This is a genomic window from Arthrobacter sp. 10N43, assembly GCF_056394525.1.
Genome location: NZ_JBFTIA010000015.1, coordinates 45,016 through 62,016 on the forward strand (window position 1 = coordinate 45,016; position 17,001 = coordinate 62,016).

17 protein-coding genes are annotated in these 17,001 nt (G+C 62.4%); 3 read left to right on the plus strand and 14 right to left on the minus strand.

Features of this window, described 5'->3' with window-relative positions; translation table 11 throughout:
- Together catC and AC1DDO_RS19970 are read right to left on the minus strand one after the other, a co-directional pair.
- Entirely contained in the window at positions 1 to 291 is a 291-nt protein-coding gene (gene catC / locus AC1DDO_RS19965) for a muconolactone Delta-isomerase (RefSeq protein WP_476868664.1), read from the minus strand.
- 29 nt (positions 292 to 320) lie between these two features.
- Positions 321 to 1,424 (minus strand): mandelate racemase/muconate lactonizing enzyme family protein, encoded by a 1,104-nt coding sequence (locus tag AC1DDO_RS19970; RefSeq protein ID WP_476868665.1) that lies wholly within the window; start codon positions 1,422 to 1,424, stop codon positions 321 to 323.
- Positions 1,425 to 1,630: 206 nt separating this feature from the next.
- Between AC1DDO_RS19970 and AC1DDO_RS19975 the strand changes: the two genes are divergently transcribed.
- Positions 1,631 to 1,900, plus strand: a complete 270-nt coding sequence (locus AC1DDO_RS19975; protein ID WP_476868666.1) for a hypothetical protein — start codon at positions 1,631 to 1,633, stop codon at positions 1,898 to 1,900.
- Between the two features lie 102 nt (positions 1,901 to 2,002).
- Here the strand turns inward: AC1DDO_RS19975 and AC1DDO_RS19980 are convergent, their stop codons facing one another.
- Together AC1DDO_RS19980 and hpaC are read right to left on the minus strand one after the other, a co-directional pair.
- Positions 2,003 to 3,316, minus strand: coding sequence for an amidase (locus AC1DDO_RS19980; protein WP_476868667.1), 1,314 nt, complete (start codon positions 3,314 to 3,316; stop codon positions 2,003 to 2,005).
- The gene (gene hpaC / locus AC1DDO_RS19985) at positions 3,313 to 3,831 is read right to left on the minus strand and encodes a 4-hydroxyphenylacetate 3-monooxygenase, reductase component (RefSeq protein WP_476868668.1); all 519 of its coding nucleotides are present in this window, start codon (positions 3,829 to 3,831) and stop codon (positions 3,313 to 3,315) included. The genes AC1DDO_RS19980 and hpaC overlap by 4 nt, the downstream gene beginning before the upstream one ends.
- A 220-nt stretch (positions 3,832 to 4,051) precedes the next feature.
- Between hpaC and AC1DDO_RS19990 the strand changes: the two genes are divergently transcribed.
- Positions 4,052 to 4,672, plus strand: coding sequence for a response regulator transcription factor (locus AC1DDO_RS19990; RefSeq protein WP_476868669.1), 621 nt, complete (start codon positions 4,052 to 4,054; stop codon positions 4,670 to 4,672).
- A gap of 157 nt (positions 4,673 to 4,829) precedes the next feature.
- Here AC1DDO_RS19990 and AC1DDO_RS19995 read toward each other — a convergent pair whose 3' ends face one another.
- Genes AC1DDO_RS19995 through AC1DDO_RS20025 form a run of 7 tightly spaced genes read right to left on the minus strand, consistent with a single transcriptional unit; the run spans position 4,830 to position 10,513 of the window.
- Positions 4,830 to 5,789 (minus strand): PDR/VanB family oxidoreductase, encoded by a 960-nt coding sequence (locus tag AC1DDO_RS19995; protein ID WP_476868670.1) that lies wholly within the window; start codon positions 5,787 to 5,789, stop codon positions 4,830 to 4,832.
- A gap of 47 nt (positions 5,790 to 5,836) precedes the next feature.
- The gene (locus tag AC1DDO_RS20000) at positions 5,837 to 6,577 is read right to left on the minus strand and encodes an SDR family NAD(P)-dependent oxidoreductase (protein ID WP_476868671.1); all 741 of its coding nucleotides are present in this window, start codon (positions 6,575 to 6,577) and stop codon (positions 5,837 to 5,839) included.
- Between the two features lie 11 nt (positions 6,578 to 6,588).
- On the minus strand, positions 6,589 to 7,146 hold the full coding sequence (locus AC1DDO_RS20005) for an aromatic-ring-hydroxylating dioxygenase subunit beta (RefSeq protein WP_476972592.1): 558 nt from the start codon (positions 7,144 to 7,146) through the stop codon (positions 6,589 to 6,591).
- Positions 7,136 to 8,416 carry an aromatic ring-hydroxylating oxygenase subunit alpha gene (locus AC1DDO_RS20010; RefSeq protein ID WP_476868673.1) on the minus strand — a complete coding sequence of 427 codons (1,281 nt, stop codon included), beginning with the start codon at positions 8,414 to 8,416 and terminating at the stop codon, positions 7,136 to 7,138. Before AC1DDO_RS20010 ends, AC1DDO_RS20005 begins: the two co-directional genes overlap by 11 nt.
- On the minus strand, positions 8,413 to 8,952 hold the full coding sequence (locus tag AC1DDO_RS20015) for a nuclear transport factor 2 family protein (protein WP_476868674.1): 540 nt from the start codon (positions 8,950 to 8,952) through the stop codon (positions 8,413 to 8,415). Before AC1DDO_RS20015 ends, AC1DDO_RS20010 begins: the two co-directional genes overlap by 4 nt.
- A 2-nt stretch (positions 8,953 to 8,954) precedes the next feature.
- Positions 8,955 to 9,350 carry a hypothetical protein gene (locus AC1DDO_RS20020; protein ID WP_476868675.1) on the minus strand — a complete coding sequence of 132 codons (396 nt, stop codon included), beginning with the start codon at positions 9,348 to 9,350 and terminating at the stop codon, positions 8,955 to 8,957.
- A 23-nt stretch (positions 9,351 to 9,373) separates the two neighbouring features.
- A complete protein-coding gene (locus tag AC1DDO_RS20025) occupies positions 9,374 to 10,513 on the minus strand; it encodes an acyl-CoA dehydrogenase family protein (RefSeq protein ID WP_476868676.1) in 1,140 nt (379 codons plus the stop codon).
- Between the two features lie 164 nt (positions 10,514 to 10,677).
- Between AC1DDO_RS20025 and AC1DDO_RS20030 the strand changes: the two genes are divergently transcribed.
- Positions 10,678 to 12,195, plus strand: coding sequence for a PAS domain-containing sensor histidine kinase (locus AC1DDO_RS20030; RefSeq protein WP_476868677.1), 1,518 nt, complete (start codon positions 10,678 to 10,680; stop codon positions 12,193 to 12,195).
- A gap of 370 nt (positions 12,196 to 12,565) precedes the next feature.
- Here AC1DDO_RS20030 and AC1DDO_RS20035 read toward each other — a convergent pair whose 3' ends face one another.
- Genes AC1DDO_RS20035 through AC1DDO_RS20045 form a run of 3 tightly spaced genes read right to left on the minus strand, consistent with a single transcriptional unit; the run spans position 12,566 to position 16,991 of the window.
- Positions 12,566 to 14,119, minus strand: a complete 1,554-nt coding sequence (locus tag AC1DDO_RS20035; RefSeq protein ID WP_476868678.1) for an FAD-dependent oxidoreductase — start codon at positions 14,117 to 14,119, stop codon at positions 12,566 to 12,568.
- The gene (locus tag AC1DDO_RS20040) at positions 14,116 to 15,600 is read right to left on the minus strand and encodes an FAD-dependent oxidoreductase (protein WP_476972593.1); all 1,485 of its coding nucleotides are present in this window, start codon (positions 15,598 to 15,600) and stop codon (positions 14,116 to 14,118) included. Before AC1DDO_RS20040 ends, AC1DDO_RS20035 begins: the two co-directional genes overlap by 4 nt.
- Positions 15,597 to 16,991, minus strand: a complete 1,395-nt coding sequence (locus AC1DDO_RS20045) for an FAD-dependent oxidoreductase (RefSeq protein ID WP_476868680.1) — start codon at positions 16,989 to 16,991, stop codon at positions 15,597 to 15,599. The genes AC1DDO_RS20040 and AC1DDO_RS20045 overlap by 4 nt, the downstream gene beginning before the upstream one ends.
- Between the last annotated feature and the right edge of the window lie 10 nt (positions 16,992 to 17,001).

The following is a 17,001-nucleotide window of genomic DNA, read 5'->3' on the forward strand; positions in this document are numbered from 1 at the left end:
TTAGTGTTCGGATGCTGCGAGGGAGGAAGGGTGTTGGGCCAGGGGTGTGACCTGAATGGCCATGTAGGGGTACAGGGGCAGGCGCTGGAGAATTTCGTGCAGCTCGTCATTGCCAGCCACATCGAAGACCGAGTAATTCGCGTACTGGCCCACGACGCGCCAGAGGTGGCACCATCGGCCGTCGCGCTGCAGGGCCTGCGCGAGTTCTTTCTCGGCTGATTTGGCAGCTTCCGCTGTCGCCGGCGGGACATCCGCTGGGATGTTGACGTCCATTCGGACCAGGTAGAGCATTTTTCCTCCGTTTGTGGAAATGGCGGTCGCTACTTGTCCTGTCGGTAGCGTTCGAGTTTTTCGTTGTCGATTTCGGCGCCCACACCGGGGACCTGGGGGACCAGAATTTTTCCTTCGCGGATTACGATGGGGTCCGCGAGGAGGTCATCAGACATATCGAGGAAGTTCGACAGCTCACCCGCGCGGCGCGACGTCGGTTCGTGGGCTGCCCCAAAAGCGACCGTCGCCAAGGTGCCGATTTGCGTGTCGATTTGGTTCCCCATCACGACGTCGATGCCAAGACCCGTGCACAGCCCCAGAATTTGCTGCGCCTCAGTGAATCCGCTGCGCGCCGTTTTGATGCTCACGGCGTTGCATCCGCCCGAGAGCAACTCACGCGAAACGTCACCGGCCGTAGGGACGCTTTCATCACCGACAATGGGAATCGGTGATTTGTCGACCAACCGGCGCCGGCTCATCGTTTCTTTTGCATCGCAGGGTTCTTCCAGGAGGGACAGCCCAAGGGTTTCGGTGCGCCGCAAGACCTCGAAAGCCTCATTGGCGGTCCAACCGCGGTTGGCGTCAAGGTATAGGTCAATGTCAGGTCCCAAACCAGCCCGGAGTGTGTGGCACGCCTCAATATCCAGGATCAGTGGCTTGCGGCCGACTTTCAGCTTGAAGGTGGTGATCCCGTATTCACTGCGAACCCGAAGTGCTTCGTCCAGAAGTTCGGCCGCCGGCTTGAAACCGAGCATATGGCTGACATTCATCTCCGCGGCGTAACCGCCGAGAAGCGCCGATACCGGCATGCTTGCGGCCTTGCCGATGATGTCCCAGAGTGCGATGTCCAAGCCGCCCTTGGCGGTTTGGTTATGGACGGTCCTCGTGAGGATCTGGTGAATCTTGCCGCGGTCCAGCGGGTCCAAGCCCACGATGGCGGGTGCGAATACCTTGTTGATGATCGCCAGCACCGAGTCTTGTGTTTCCCCATAGGTGTAGGGCCGGGGTGGAACATCCGCTACGCCGGTCAGTCCTTCATCGGTGTGGATACGGACCAGCACATGTTCGGCGTCTGTGACCTCGCCGCTCGCGAAGGCCAGCGGCCTCGTGTACGGAATCGAGTAAGGAATTGTCTCGATGCGCTCAATCTTCACGGCATCTTCCTCTGGGTCATGGCGGCACATTTGCCGACGTCGGGTCCGGGCAAGGGAGGTCGTCCCTCCCCATGTGAAAGATTCTTTCCTTCCGCTCGTAAAGGCGACAGACGAAGTATCACCACGTCGAGTAAGGGTTTATCCCCTGTTGGCGCAGGGAAATTGCGTCGTACGGTGTCTGAAATACGATGCAAAGGAGTACCTGTATGCCGCATCCCAAGAACCACGACCGGATGTTCCTGACTTGCTACACGGACACGTTCGGATACGGGTGGCATCATGTTGATCTGTTCGTGCATGACGACGCCGGTCTGGAAGTGAACTGGGTCCACTGGCAGGTGGACGAGGACGGCCCTGCCGCAGCAGATGCGGTAACTGCCAGGGTGGAACCCCAACTGCGCCGAACTTCGGAGTGGAAGCACGGAGTAAGCGCCAATGGCTCCGAGTACTGGACCGCTGACGCCGCGTGGCGCTGACCGACAATGAAAGAAGGGCTCTGTTGGGAAACCCAACAGAGCCCTTCTTTTCGTCCGCTTTTTAGCCGAGTCGCGCCAGCTTTCCCTGCAACCGGCGGCCGGTCAATCGTCAAGGGGCAGCGTCCCACCGCGCTTGGCACCTGTCTGCCGCAAGGCTTCTTCGATGCGCTGCCCGATATCAAACAGCCGGGGTTCCCGCCCAGGAGCTCCGATAAGTTGCAGCCCCAACGGCATGCCATCGGCGGAGGTAAGTCCTGGAATGGTCAGCACAGGTAGGCCAAGCGCCTGCCAGGGGCGGCTGAGAATTGGGCTGCCGGTTGCTTCCAGTCCTGGCGGAGCGGCGCCCAGGGCCGCTGGTCCCAAAACCGCGTCAAAGCGCTCAAGGAGGGCGAGAACCCTCTGCCGGGACACCGCAATGAGCTCCACGGCGGCGGTGTATTCGTGGTGGGGCAGGGAACGGCCGGAGGTGAGGAGCTCGGTGAAGGGCACACTCAATTCATGGTGGTGTGCCAACTCTTCGGCGCGTGCTGCAGAGGCTTCGCTGGCCATGACCGTGGCATGATGCTCGGCGAGGTCCCGGACCATTCCATGGTCTGACCAATCGGTGAAATGGAACCCGGGTTCGTTGCTGAGAGTCGCCTGGGCGGCGGTTAGCGCCGCGGACATTTCCCTGGAGAGTTCGCCGAGCCCGCTTCCGGCCCAGAGCAGAAGTCTCACCGAGCCCAAGGGCTCATCCTGTTTTACTGTCTCGAATCGACTGAGGGATTCCCACGCATACCGCAAGTCCGCAACGGTCCTGGTGATCAGTCCCAGCGAGTCAAGCGAGTGGCTAAGGCCGGTTATCCCGGTAGTTGGGAATTGGTCCTTCGCGGCCACAAAGCCGGCCAGGCCGCAGTAGGAGGCCGGCCGGGTAAGCGATCCCGCGGTTTGCGTCCCCAACGCCAGAGGCACCATTCCGGCGGCCACTGCGGCCGCGGATCCACTCGAGGAACCGCCGGGGGTATGCGCAGGATTTACCGGGTTGCGCGTCGGTCCCGGGGCGAAGTATCCGAATTCGGTGGTCACCGTTTTGCCCACGATGATAGCCCCGGCTTCCCTCAACAACCGCACACAATCCGCGTCCGCCGTTGCTGGCTCGTGGCCGCGCAGTGGGCTGCCGCAGCCGGTTGGAAGGCCCTTGACGTCGATCAGATCCTTGACTGCAACCGGGATCCCCCACAGGGGTCCGTGCAGGCCAGCGGTTTCCAGCGCCTCCGCCTGCGCGGCTGACCCGTCGACGTCGACTCTCACCCAGGCGTGCACCGCGGGTTCTTTCGCACGCACCCGCTCGAGGGCATCGGCGAGGACCCGGCTCGGCTGGGTCCGCCCAGCCCTGAGGTCCGAAACCATCTCCAGGAGCGCGTCCGGGGACGTCAAACAGTCACCAGCTCAGGAGTCACGGAAAGGCGATGAAACTGCCTCTTGAAGTACACGAGGCTGTCACGCTCCCCCTGGACTTCAATACGCTCGACCTGGACGAAAATTACCGAATGGGATCCTTGCACGGAGCGATCGCTAATGCGCCCGACGATTTTGACCAATGCATCCCGGAGCACCGGCACGGATCCTGAGCTTTCCTCCCAGATATCCCAGCCAAAACGTTCCTCCATGGGTACCTTGGTGGCTCCGGAAAAGTGGCGGGCCAGTTCCTCATGTTCGCCGCTGAGGACGTTGATGCAGATTTCACCGTTACTGTTGAAAATGTCATGCGTTGCGCTGGACTGGTTCACGCAAACCAGGACCGTGGGAGGGGAATCGGTTACCGAGCACACGGCGCTGACTGTGATGCCCACCCGGCCGAACGGCCCGCCAGTAGTGATGACATTCACCGCCGCCGGCAAGTGCGCCATCGCAGACCGGAAGTCTTTCTGGATCTGACTGAGTTCAGGCATTTCTTCCTCCAAATGACGCGGCCCTCATTGGGCCTTCCATTAGTTCGTAATGAGAATCTAGGAGGAATTGGAGTTAATAAATATTGCAATTTGTGCCACTGATCGGCAGGTATCGCTTTAGCCGGGTAGGTAGCATCCTTACGGCGGAAGTATTGACTGTGCGGGCCGACCGTCGATAGCGTCGTTTAAGCCCATTTCTCTGCTCTGCAAGGTCGCCATCATGGATTTACCGGAAGCACTCGTGTACATTGTCGACGATGATCAGGAGCTATGCGATTCGTTGTCCTGGCTTCTGGAATCGGTCAACATCCGTTCCCGCATCTACAACGATGTCGCATCATTCTTGGACAACTACGACCCTTCCGTCCCGGCGTGCCTTGTCTTGGACGTGCGGATGCCCAGGACCGGAGGATTTCAGCTGCAGGAGACGCTGAACAGCATCTCCTCTCCGCTGCCTATCATTTTTGTTTCGGCACACGGCGACATCCGGATGTCCGTCAAAGCCCTCCAACAGGGCGCAGTGAACTTCCTCGAGAAGCCCTACGACCCCCAGCACATGCTGGACGTTGTCCAGGAGACACTCGAGTTGGCGCGTCAGCGCTTTGCATCAGACCGAAGCCGCCGGGAAATTGAGGAACGCATTGCGGGTCTGACCCCGCGGGAACGGCAAATCCTGGCCCTCGTCATTGACGGGCTGCCAAGTCAGAACATCGCACGGAAGCTGGGAACCAGTGTCAAGACAATTGACGTTCACCGGACCAGGATCAAGGCGAAGACCGGCGCTGACAGCATTGCCACGCTGGTCCGCGACATCCTTCAACATCACGTGTCAGTTCTTTGAAGATCCCGGATGAACGGGAGAGCAGTGAAGTCTCCCCCGCCGCGGCGGGGGAGACTTCACTGTGGTGCATCCTGAACAGGCGCTGATGGCTGCGGGTCAGTTCCCAGGAACAACATTCTTTAGTACGCGGAGGCGGGCCGGTCTTGGGTGCCGCCAGTCAGAAGAGCTCCAGTGTGAGCCGCGGAGATTTGGCTCGGGACACACAGGCTGCGATCTGGTCATTGGCTTTCTTTTCGCTGTTTGACATGCACTGGTCCCGGTGGTCGGGCTGCCCGCCCAGAACACCCATAATGCAGGTGCCGCAGATTCCTTCTTTGCATGAGGTGTCCACTTCGATCCCGTTGTCGGCAAGGACCTGAACAATGGATTTTCCGACAGGCACTTCGTACACTTCGTCGTCCAGTTCGACTTCAAACGGGGTGTCGCTGTCTGTGTCGGCTGGCTCGCCGGCCTGGAAATGCTCGATGTGGATGTTGTCCGCGGCAATAACGGCGGAGGCAGCTTCTTTCACCCGCTCCATAAAGCCCTGCGGTCCACACGTATACACATGAGACGAGCTGGTGAGGGGCGCCAGAACCCTGCCGAGGACTTCTGCTTGTTGGTCTCGGGTTAGGCCGAAGTGAAAGAAGACCCGATCACCGAAACCGCTTCTGTCCTTGAGCAGGTCGCAGAATGCCGCTTCCTCCCGGGAACGGGCGAAGTAGTGCAGCTCAAACTCTTCGTTGATCCTGTGAAGGTGATAGGCGATGCTGATCATCGGGGTCACCCCGATTCCGGCCGCCACGAGGACGTGCTGGTCCGCCCCTCGTGCCACGGACAGCAGGTTTCGAGGCGTGCTGATTTCCAGCTCCTGGCCCACTTCGACCTGATCGTGCAGCGCGGCCGAACCGCCGCGTGATGCCGCCTCGAGCTTGACCGCGACAACATAGTCGTGGAGTTCATCGGGCGGGCTGCAAAGCGAGTACTGGCGCATGACGGCTGTCGGTCCGACGACGTCGATGTGGGCGCCGGCCGGATAGGGACCGAACGGTGCCCCATCCGTACGCTTGAGGCGGAAGGACTTGATGTTGCTGGTTTCCTCCAGCACTTCGGCTACGCGTACTTTGAACATACCCATGGGGCAACGCTCCTTTCCTTTTCTGTTGGTGATGTGCTGGCCGGCGGCTAGCGCATGTAGAGTCCGCCGTTGATGTCCCAGCAGGCCCCGGTGACCGATGACGCCCCCTGGGAGGCGAGCAGCGCCACCGTGTCCGCGATAAACTCGGCATCCCCCAACCGGCCAACCGGAATGGTTGCCTTTATGATGTCGAGTTTCTGGGGATCAACGGTTTCGTAGACGACGGGAAGATCCAGCGGTCCGGGCGAGACGGCATTGACGGTCACACCGGAGGATGCAAACTCCCGGGCGAAGACCTTGGTGAGCGTGGACACGCCGCCTTTGGATGCGGCGTAGTGGGCGCCAGTGGCAGTCCCGCCGTTGTGTCCTGCGAGCGAGTGGACGTTGATGATGCGGCCGTAGCCGCGTTCCCGGAAATGTGGGCCAAATACCTGGCAGCCCAGGAAAGTTCCCCTGAGGTTGATATCCACATTTTCGGTGAATTCTTCCGGAGTGATTTCCAGAACAGGTGCCACCTTGGAACGTCCGGCGTTATTGACCAGGATGTCAGTGCCGCCCCATTTTTCAGCGAGAGCATCACGGACAGTTTCGAAGTCTGCCTTGCTGCGGATATCCAGTGCGCCTGCCCAGACAGTCTCCCCGGATGGGTCAAGAGCGTCGGCAAGGGGATAGACGGACTCTGCCGTGGTGCCCGTGATGGCGACGCGGAAACCTTCTTTATGGAGTTTGCGGGCAATGACTTCACCCAGCCCGCGGGCTGCGCCGGTAACGAGTGCGACTTTATTCATGGTCGAAGTCCTTAGAGTAGGAAGCCGGAGGCGTTCACGGCGGCGTCGGCGTTGACAAGGCGAATGAGCTTGAGCTCGATCCGGGCGTCGTCGCCGTCGAACCGGATGCGGTGGGTGAGATCGGCGCCAAGTACCTGGAATTTTTCACGTTTGAAGCCCACCAGTACCTGCGCGGAACGCAGCGTGACCGTTTCCGCTGTCTGCTCCTCCACGGTAAACCGTGAAATGGTCCGGGTGGTGCGTGCCGCGGCCACAGCCGACATGGAGTAGCCCTGAACCAGGCGCGTGATGCGCATGTGCCTCATCCGGGCGTCGTCGTAGACCATGTTTAGGGATGATTCGAAGTCGTCCGTGTCCGGATCGACAGGGATGACGTACTTCGCGTCGTCCGTGTAGAGGGTTTGCCAGGCCTCGTATGCCTTGTCGTCGAGGAGCCGGGCTTCGTGCCAGATCAGCTCGATGGCGCGTCCCACCTGGGGATCGGCGAGCTTGCCCAGGCCAAGGTCGGAGGGTTCCTGTGCGGGGCGGTTATCAATACCGGTGCTCTCTTCGATGGTCTCAGCGGTCATCGTTCATCATCCTTTTCCACATTGCGTATGACTCGCGCATGCCGGTTTCGTCTGTGACATGCGACGTTTTCCACCCCTCATCGGCGGCCACTTCCCGGCCCAGCCCACGGTTGACCAGGATGGGCATCTCGGGGTTGGCCACGGCTCCGCGCTGGACCCGGTCCCATGCTTCTGAATCGTCGGAAGTGCCGAACCCGAAGGGTCCTTGGAAGTGTTCGTGGATGCGCAGGCGTTCCCGGTTTACGCTGTCCGGTCCGCCGTCGAGGCCCAGTGCCATGTGCTGGATTTCGGTTTCGTTCACGGAGATCGGCCGCAGAACGCGGAAGAACGACATTGACAGGGACAGGTTCGGGAACAGATTCAGGTTGTATCCCGCGCCGTGCATTGATCGCACGATGCGGCGCACCTGCTCTGGTGGCATCTTTTCGGAGAGTTCGTCGATGATGGGACGGAACCTCTCTTGGAGTTCTTCCGTGCCGTCGTCGACTTCCAGATCCACGTGCTCGGGGACCATGATGGCAACGCTGTGTCCGTTGCCGAGTGCGTGGGTCACAGCTTCCTCGTCCGTCATGAAGGACAACATGTCTGCCGTTTCGGCGTCCACCGAGGCCATCCAGGAGCGGTGCACGATCGGGAAGTGGTAACCGTCTGTGGTGTTTTCCAGCTGGATTTTCCAGTTTCCGTCAAAACGGAACTTATGCTCACCCTGGACCTTGACCGGGAAGCCGGCCCCCTGCTTCATGAAGCGATCGATCCATAGCTTTGCATCCCCAAGAAAGTCCGCCAGCGGTTCAACGTCCGTCTTGAAGCTGGCGAAGATGAGACCGTTGTAAGTTTCCACGCGCAGCCGCTGCAGGGGCAGGTCACGCTTCTCGGCAACGCCCTCGTAGCCGTCGGGATACGGGATGCCGCGCAGGTTCCCTTCGAGGGAGTATGACCAGGAGTGGTAGGGGCAGGTGAAGCCGTTGGCTTTGCCTTTGGGTACTTCGCAGACGCTCGCTCCCCGGTGCCGGCACCGGTTCAGGAGGACATTGAAGGTTCCCTTCCGGTCGCGGTTGACGATCACCGGCTGCAGGCCGATGTGAGACATCTTGAAGCTCCCGGCGTCGGGAATCTCACTTTCGTGTGCAACCCACACCCAGGTGCTGTAGAAGATCTTCTCCATCTCCCAGTCGAAAATCTCGGGGTCTGTGTAGAGCCTGGCCGCGACGCGGTCCTCGGCTGCCAGTGATGCGAACTCGGTGGCCCGGTCTGAAGTTGGGGCGGTCATCGGTACTCCTTAAGATTTTGCAGGTTAGGTGTTGCTTGTTCACTGAGATGGGCGCCGAACGGGCGTGCGGAGGAGAACATCTTTTCTGTCCGGAAATGGCTGATGACGGCCGTGCCGTTGCGTATGTCAAAGTCGACATTTAGCCGGGCAAATATCAGGTCCAGGTCGCCGTTCCCGTACTCGGAGAGTTGCTGCATGATCCAGCTCCCGGCAGCCGTTCCCGCGGAGACAGTGATGTGGCCTTCGCCCAGGAGGTGGATGTTCCTCCGAAAGTGCGGCGACGGCGGGAGGTATGAGCCCAACATGGCGCAGATGGATTCCCGGCCTTCGATCCGGCCGAACTTGCTGCCATAGTCCGGACCGATTCCTTCCCAGATTGCCTCGTCGGAAAAGAGTGCTTCCAGGACCTCCGGCGCATAGGCGGCACGGGGCACGTCGCATAGGTCCATGTAGCGGCTCATGGTGCGGCGGACTGCCCCGGTGGCTTCGACAGCTGTGAGGCGCTGTGCAAGCTCCGACGTCGAAATAGGTGCCATGGTCAGCCGGCCGCCACTGGGACGTCGTCCCGGATGACGTCGTCCCGAATGATGAGGGCGCGTCCGATCCTGGCCTCGATCTTGGCGTAGTGCCACAAAGCGTGCTCGCCCACCATGGTGGTCCGGAACAGATTGCACGCTGCCTTGATCGTTTCCTGGCTGTCGACGTCGGCCAGGATGTAGCAGGTCCAGGGCCAACCATCGGAGGGACCGACCATGTGGGAGTCGTCATCCATGTTGCCGATGACATTGACGCCGTCCATCTGGCCCATTTCGGACATCATGCCGGAAAAGGCGGTCCAGACGGCGCCGATGCCGCTCTTGGGCAGATCGAAAAAGTTCTGGTTGATGCCGATGCAGAACAATACGCGCAGTGGATCTGCTGGGTTTGTAGTCACGTTCTCTCCTTGTTGCCGCAGGTTCAGATGAAGGCCGGGATGGACGGCGGAATGTCCATAAGGACCGCGCCTGCCCCGTCGTAGATGCCGTCGCCCAGGAAAGCGTGCTGGGTTACGACCGAGGCGTCCCTGAGGTAGCGCTGCATGGGGTTGGCATCGTAGATGGCCGCAGTCCCCGAGAGGGTGTAGGCGGCCTGCACGGCGGCGGCGCCGACCTTGGCGACATGGGTCGACGCCAGGCGCAAGAGCGCTTTCTGCTTGTCTGTCGGGCTGTCGCCGGTCTCGACCGTGGCATAGACCTCGTCGGAAATCTCGTAGAAGAAGGCCCTGGCAGACAGCAGCGCAGCTTCCGCCTTGGCTATGTCAATCCGGTAGTAGGCGCGGTCCGCCAGCTTGGGTGCGCCCGTGATCCCGGTGCGTCCACTGCCGGCGCGGATTGCGTAATCCAGAGCGGCGCGTCCGGTGCCGAGATTCACGGCCGCAAGCACCTGGGCGGCATATGCGATAGCGGGATAGCGGTAAAGGGGCTCGTCGACAGTGGGCTCCCCACCGCGGACGAAGGTCCACTCGTCGGGAACAAATTGACCGTGAACCCGCAGATCGTTGCTGCCGGTGCCCTGCAATCCGACCACGTCCCAGTTTTCGACGATCTCAACCTGTTCCGGCCTCAACAACGCCGTGAGTGGTTTGCCTTGGGTTCCCTCGCCGCCGGCGAGGCCCACGCCAATGATGTCAGCCCCCCGGCAACCGCTGGAGAACTTCCACTCCCCTGAAACTTTCCAGCCTCCGTCAACGCGCTCAGCCTTCTGCACGGGGAAGAGACCGCCGGCAAACACGACGTCGGGGCCACCGCTGTAGAGGGCGGCTTGGGTTTCCAGCGGCAAGGCTGCGAGGTATACGGCTGAACCGAAGCTCGCCACCCAGCCCGCCGAGGCGTCAACCTGTGAGATGCGCTCTACGATGCGCAGGAATTCCGACGGCGGCAAAGCATCGCCGCCGAAGCGCCGCGGAGTCGCTGCCCGGTACACGCCGGCCTTCTTGAACGCCTCAATAACATCCGTCGGGACTGATTTTTGGGCACTGAATTCGTCGCGACGGCGCTCGACTGTAAGCAGCACTTCATCCAGAGTGATCGGTGATGCGGCATCCAGGACATTTGTCATGTTGGGCTCCCACGGGTTGGTCGTCGTCGTTGTCTGTTTCCCAAGCTATGACGCGGTTAGGAACGCAACAATTGGTGATTCACTCCCTACCCCGGCGATAAAACTTCCCCGGCCTAAAGAATTCACCTATGTCGGTCCGGATTCTGTGCGCAGTAGGATCTGGTGTGTCTACTTCCCTGCCGTTGCCCGGCGATGAACGCGAACAGCAGTTCCCGAGTCGCTCGGATTTCGCCCGGTTCATGCAATCCCTCACCCATTGCATCCTCATCCATGACGCCGCCACGAAGGACATCCTGTGGGCCAACCCGGCGGCGTGCGACATGCTCGGCTTCACGTTGTCAGAGCTGAAACCGCTGAAGGCCCCAGACATGAGCAGCGCCGATCCCCGCTTCCGGCGCGCAGCGGGCGTCCAATGGCTTCAAGATGCCGCAGACCACGGCACTAGCCGTACGGAATGGATGTATCGCTCCAAGAGCGGGCGCGATTTTCTCACCGAGGCCATAGCGGTCAGGGTCAATCTCGCAGACCGCTCCATAGTTATGGTGCAATTCCGCGATATCGAAAAAGAGGAGTCGCTCAAATCCGACCTTCAACGTACTGAGGGGCGGCTCCAGGCTTTCCTGAGTCACATGGCGGAGGGGATCCTTGTCATGGACGCCGATTCGGTGGTCAGCTATGCCAGTTCGGCCGCTTCGGACCAGCTTGGCCTCAGCACCGCCGAGCTGGTGGGAACCAAGTTTCTGGAGCTCTGCTCCCCCGGCTCAAAGCAGATGCTTGAAAAAGCCCTGGCCACTCCCCAGCCGGACGGATCTGCCACAAGCATCCGGCTGGAACTGTCCCGCCCCGACAAAACCAAGGTGTGGGTGGGGGCCAGTTGCCAGCACATCGAGCTGGAACGTGATCTTAAAGGGACGCTCGTACTCCTTCATGACATCACCGATCAGGTCGCCGCGGAGGAACAACATCGTCGGGACCTCGAGCACCTCAACTATCTTGGTCGCTACAACGCCATGGGAGACATGGCCATGGCCATCGCCCACGAGTTGGGGCAGCCGCTGGCCGCCGCCACCAACTTCGTCGACGGCGTGTCCCGACGGCTGCGCAATCCAGACACTGCCGTGCAAGACCTGGAGTACGGCCTGGAAAACGCCAAAAAACAAATAAACCGCGCCAACCAAATCGTATCCAGCCTTCGCGCCTTCGTTGTCCAGCTTGAACATTCCGAACAGATTGTCGACCTCAATGAAATCGTCGAAGACTGCCTGTATTTCATCCAGCTCCGCGGCCAGCAGCACGAAACGGAAATTCAGGTTGTCAAGAGCGATGCGCCCATCTGGATTCGATGCGAAAAAATATTGACCGGACAGGTGATCCTGAATTTGTGCCACAACGCCATCGACGAGATGTCCACATGGCCGCGGCGCGAGCGCCATGTCACCATCACCACATACGCCACGGCGGAATCGGGCGTGTTCCGTGTCGCCGACCGGGGTAAGGGCATCGCACATGTCCCGGACGGGAGAATTTTCGATGGCGTGTTCACCTCTAAATCCACGGGCAGCGGAATAGGCCTGGCCCTTAGCCACCGGATCATCACACGCCAGCATGGCAGGCTATGGGCGGAAGAGAATGAGTCCAGGGGTGCCTCGTTTACTTTTGAGCTTCCATTGGCCAACGAATGAGAACACCTGATATGTAGTTCTCGATTTCCCCGGGCTTTGAGCTGGCTCTCGGTCCAGCGACGGGAAGTAGGTTCACACCAGCGGACGACGGCGGGACTCCCCGCCGTCGTCCGCTGGTGTTGGGTGCCGAGGTCGCTCCGGACCAGATGCCTGTGTCGCTGCTGCCGCTAAGCCAATACGAACTCACCACGATCGTGGTCTTCCTCACCGTGGGAGGTGCAGCAGCCGGACTCGCGGTGCACCTCTGGTCTCCCGCCGGACGGCGACTGGTGGCGTGGTGCGCTGCAGCCGGCATTCTTGTGGTTCAGTTCACGGCGCACGACATCCTCGTCCGGTCAGACCGCAAAGCACTCATCCAGGGAGTAGACCCTCAGCCCACGGCGACTCCCGCGGCGACTCTCAGGTCGCCACGGCTCGCGGCTTGGGCCACGTTGCGTCCGGCGATGCGTCCGGAAACCATCGCCCAGCCGATGTGCAACCCGTGGTTGAGCAGCTGGAGCCCGCCCTGCCCGGTTGATCCGGCAGCCCACAAGCCCGGGATGGCTTCGCCTTCGGCCGTGGTCACCCGGAGTTCGGTGTCGACTGCCAGTCCGCCGTCGGCCAGGGTAATAAAGGCGTTCATCGGGCCGAGCGCGTAGAACGGCCCCTCGGTCACGCCCTGGCCCAGGTGCTGGCGGTCGAAGTCGCCGTCCTTGCCGGCCGCCACCTTGGCATTCCATTCCTCAACGCTCGCCGTCAACACCGCGGAATCGAGGCCGGTGCTCGCGGCCAGTTCCTCGATGGTGCCGGCCCGGTGGTAGACGTCCGGGCGGTACCGCTTGTAGTCGTCAACGTAGGCGTAGGCCACGCCGGGGAACGTGGAGACCGGATTGGGCCAGGCCGAGAACTTCTTGGCCACCCGTTCGTCGAAGATCATGTACGCGGTGTTCTTGGCGTCCGCCGCGGTGGCCCGAGCCATGGCCTTGTCCGAGTCCTCGTTGGCGATGCGCTTCCCGCCGTGGCCCACCAGGATCGCCCCGGCGCGGTACATGGTGTTGTTGGGGCCAACCCAGCTGGTCAATGCTCCGCGGACCACGTAGGCCAGGATCTTCCGTGGCAGACGCTCGACTACCAGGCGCATGGCCTTGGAAATGAGCGGATGGGACGGCAGCATCTTGATCGGGTCCACCCGAGTAGAGGGGGCAAAGCGAAGCCCTTCATACAGGCGGTCCATCTGGATCATGACCCCGCCTGCGTCGGCCCCGAGCTTGAAACCATCGCCGGTGTTGTTGGGGTTAACCGGCGGGATCTTGGCCGCCTCCTCGCCCACGAACTTGGCCTTCATTTCGGTCGACGCCGAGTAGTCGCCGGTGGCCAGGATGACGCCACGGCGGCCGAAGTACTCCCTGCCGTTGGCACGCGCGCCGATGACCTCGCCGTCGGCGTTGCTCAGCAGTTCCTCCACGCGCATGGAGGTGTGGATGACGACGCCGCGCTTCCTGCACTCGCGCAGCAGCGCCTCGGCATAGGCTCCGGAGTTCGGCAGGACGTTGTGCATGCGCGGCTTCTCGTAGGGCGGTTCCGGGGTGGGGCCGAGGAACTGCACGCCGATGCTGCTGAGCCACTCCACCGTGGGGCCCGCATTTTCGGCGAGGATTCGGCGCAGTTCCTTGTTTTCGCGCTGCTCGAATTCGCCGTTGGCCAACTTCATGTCCTCGACGAACAGCTCGATGCTGTCATTGACCCCGGCACGGTACTGGTAGGCCGTGTTGGCCGCGGTGAAAGAGCCCACGGACATCGCCGTGCTGCCGCCCACCTTCGGGCACTTTTCCAGCACGATCACCGTGGCACCGCTGGTGGCCGCGGAAATCGCGGCACTCATGCCGGACCCACCGCCGCCGATCACCAGGACGTCTGCTGTTGAACTCGCTGCTGTCGAAATCACAGTGCATTCCTTTCAATTCCGTGCCCGTCGGCGGCGACGGCGCCGCTTCCGTTCCGTACCAATGCGGCCGCCCGTTCGGCCGCCGAGGTCCCGGCCCAGCGGCCGGTGATGTAGCCGGGGGCGAGGCCGCCGGCGTAGCCATAGTTGGACAGCCCGCCGATATCGGCCCCGGCGGCGTACAGCCCCGGTACCGCCGCGCCGTCGTGGTCCAGAGCCTCGCCGCGCGCATTTGTGCGGATCCCGCCGAACGTGAACGTGATGGACGGCTGGACCATGAGTGCGTAGAAAGGGCCATTTTGCGGCGCCCGCGCGGAGGACGAGACCGGAATGCCATCGGCGGTGCCGCCCTGGCCCGCAAGTTCCGCATAGCTATCCAGGGTGCGCGAGAGCTGATCGCGGTCAACGCCCCAGCCGGCCAGCATGTCCACGAGTTCCGGCAGAGTCTGTGCGACGGCGTGCTGCCCGCCTGCGTCGATGGCGATGCCGAGACGGTCGATGCTGCCCAGGCCCGGGAACGGTTCCTCGAGCACTTCCGTGCTCCGCACGAACTCATCGAAGATGAGGATCCCGCGCGCTTCGGGCTGGAAGGTGACGGCCTGGTTGAGCAGTTCGTCGCCGTCGGTCTCGTCCGCAAAGCGCTTGCCCTGCAGGTTCACCAGCACCGTGGAGCCGGAGTAGTACTGCGAATAGGGCAGGTAGTGTTCCGTCTCGAAACTGGAGAGCGGATATGGCAGCAGGTGCCCGTAAAAGGTGCTCATCGCCGTCGTTCCGCCGGTTCCTGCGGCGCGCGCGAGGCGCAGCCCGTCGCCGACGCTGCCGGGATTGGAGCGCAGCACCAGCCGGTCCGCACTGGGGCCGATGGACCGCGTCAGTTCAGCGCGGTCACCCTGGAATCCGCCGCTGGCGAGTACGACGGCGCCCGCCTCGTACCGGATGCGGCGCCCGTCGATGGTGCGCACCAGGACACCGGTGACGGTGCCGCCGTCACGCATGAGTTCGGTAACGACTGCTCCCGCGGCGGTCTCTCCCCCGGCCGCGAGGACCCGGTCCCGGCACCAGGCCAGGATGCCGTGGATGTCGGTGGAGTAGCCGATGCCGAAGGTCATGATGTCCCGCTTCGGTTCCTCGGCAACCCGGACGCCGGAGGACCGCAGCTCGGCCAGCGCTTCCTCGTAGTCGCCCACGAGTCGGCTGCCGAGGTCCACGTTGCCCAGCGGAATCCGCTTCCGGTAGGCGTCGACAGTGGGTGCGGTCCAGAACATGCCGGCCGAGAGCGCTGCCGATCCGCCGAACGCCGCCTGCTTCTCCAGCAGTGCTACTTTGGCGCCCCGCCGGGCGGCGGTCATGGCCGCGGCCGAACCGCTGACGCCTGATCCGACCACCACCACGTCCACGCGGCGGACCTCGTCCACGCCATGTAGCCCGCCCACGCCACGGTGCCGGACCGGAACACTGTCCCGATGCTGCGTTGCCGTGCTCATTGCGTCACGCCCGATGCCAGCTTGGCGGCGGCGTGCTCGGCGGCGATGCGGCCGAAGACGGCACCCTTGCCCAGCGACGTGCCGGTCATGTAGGCGGCGCCGTGGAATCCGCCGGTGAGCTCACCGATGGCGTACAGGCCGCGGATCACCTCGCCGTCGACGTCCACCACCTCGGCGTTGGGATTGATGGTCAGGCCACAGTAGGTGGTGGTCATCAGCGACTTGGCCGGGTAGGCGTAGAACGGTCCCTGGTCCAGCGGCAGGAGCTCGCCCACCCCGTTGCACAGGTTCCTGCGGCCCACTTCGTCCCCCTCGCGGCTGGCTACCGAAGCGTTATAGCGGGCTACGGTCGCCATCAGGGCTGCGGCGTCGATGCCGGCGGCCTCGGCCAGTTCCTCCAGGGTGTCGGCCTTGAAGATGTGGCCGAGGTCCTCGATCATGCCAATGTCATTGAGCGGGATACCGGGATGCGATTTGGCCCGGACCTTCGCGTCGAAGATCTCGAAGCCCAGTCCCTCAGGCTGCTTGAGAACCTCGCGGCCCAGGGTCTTGTAGGACTTGGACTCGTCAACGAACCGCCGGCCGTCCTTGTTCACGATGATGGCGCCCATGTAATAGGCCGTGAGCAATTCATGGAACTCCTCGCCGGTTTCCGGGTGGGAGCCGTACGTGGCGGTGATGTAGGACATGTCCGCCACGCCCGCGCCCAGTTTCCAGGCCATCTTGAGGCCGTCACCGGTGTTGCCCACCCCGCCGTACGGAATGGCCGCCAGCTGCTCCGGCGCAAAGGTGCGCAGCAGATCGGTGCTGCGGCTGAAGCCGCCGGTCGCCAGGATCACGCCGGCGCGTGCGTTGAACAGGGACTCGGTACCGTCGGACTCGACGACGACGCCGGTCACCGGGCCTTCGTTGCTGCGCACCAGCCGGACGGCGCGGTGTCCCAGCCGCGTGTCCCCGCCGCTTTCGGTGAAGGTCCGGTGCATGTTGGCGAGCAGTTCGGTGATCACGGTGTTGTGGCTGCGCGGCGCGGACTGTCCGGAGCTGATTTCCAGGGCCCGGAACTTCGCGCCCTGGTCCTTGAGCCAGTGGTAGGTCTCGTCCTGGCGTTCGAGATAGGCGTCCAGCAGTGCACGGTTGTTGACGCCGCCGCCAGTGGAGAGCAGGTCCTGCAGGAACAGTTCCGCGGAGTCCTGGACACCTTCGGCCGCCTGCTCTGCGGTCCCGGAGAAGGCGAAGAATCCGCCGCTCATGGCTGAGGAGCCGCCAAGCTTGGCGGTCTTTTCCAGGAGCGCCACCTTGAGGCCGGCTTGCGCCGCGCTGGTGGCTGCAGACTGTCCCGCGATGCCAGATCCGAGAACCACCACATCGTAGTCGTATTGGGGCATGGTCATGGTGCTGTCC

Coding starts and splice junctions, on each gene's coding strand:
- AC1DDO_RS20025 (WP_476868676.1), bottom strand. CDS start 10,513: ATGACAAATGTCCTGGATGCCGCATCACCGATCACTCTGGATGAAGTG.
- AC1DDO_RS20040 (WP_476972593.1), bottom strand. CDS start 15,600: ATGAGCACGGCAACGCAGCATCGGGACAGTGTTCCGGTCCGGCACCGT.
- catC (WP_476868664.1), bottom strand. CDS start 291: ATGCTCTACCTGGTCCGAATGGACGTCAACATCCCAGCGGATGTCCCG.
- AC1DDO_RS20000 (WP_476868671.1), bottom strand. CDS start 6,577: ATGAATAAAGTCGCACTCGTTACCGGCGCAGCCCGCGGGCTGGGTGAA.
- AC1DDO_RS19975 (WP_476868666.1), top strand. CDS start 1,631: ATGCCGCATCCCAAGAACCACGACCGGATGTTCCTGACTTGCTACACG.
- AC1DDO_RS19995 (WP_476868670.1), bottom strand. CDS start 5,789: ATGGGTATGTTCAAAGTACGCGTAGCCGAAGTGCTGGAGGAAACCAGC.
- AC1DDO_RS20010 (WP_476868673.1), bottom strand. CDS start 8,416: ATGACCGCCCCAACTTCAGACCGGGCCACCGAGTTCGCATCACTGGCA.
- AC1DDO_RS20005 (WP_476972592.1), bottom strand. CDS start 7,146: ATGACCGCTGAGACCATCGAAGAGAGCACCGGTATTGATAACCGCCCC.
- AC1DDO_RS20015 (WP_476868674.1), bottom strand. CDS start 8,952: ATGGCACCTATTTCGACGTCGGAGCTTGCACAGCGCCTCACAGCTGTC.
- AC1DDO_RS20045 (WP_476868680.1), bottom strand. CDS start 16,991: ATGACCATGCCCCAATACGACTACGATGTGGTGGTTCTCGGATCTGGC.
- AC1DDO_RS19990 (WP_476868669.1), top strand. CDS start 4,052: ATGGATTTACCGGAAGCACTCGTGTACATTGTCGACGATGATCAGGAG.
- hpaC (WP_476868668.1), bottom strand. CDS start 3,831: ATGCCTGAACTCAGTCAGATCCAGAAAGACTTCCGGTCTGCGATGGCG.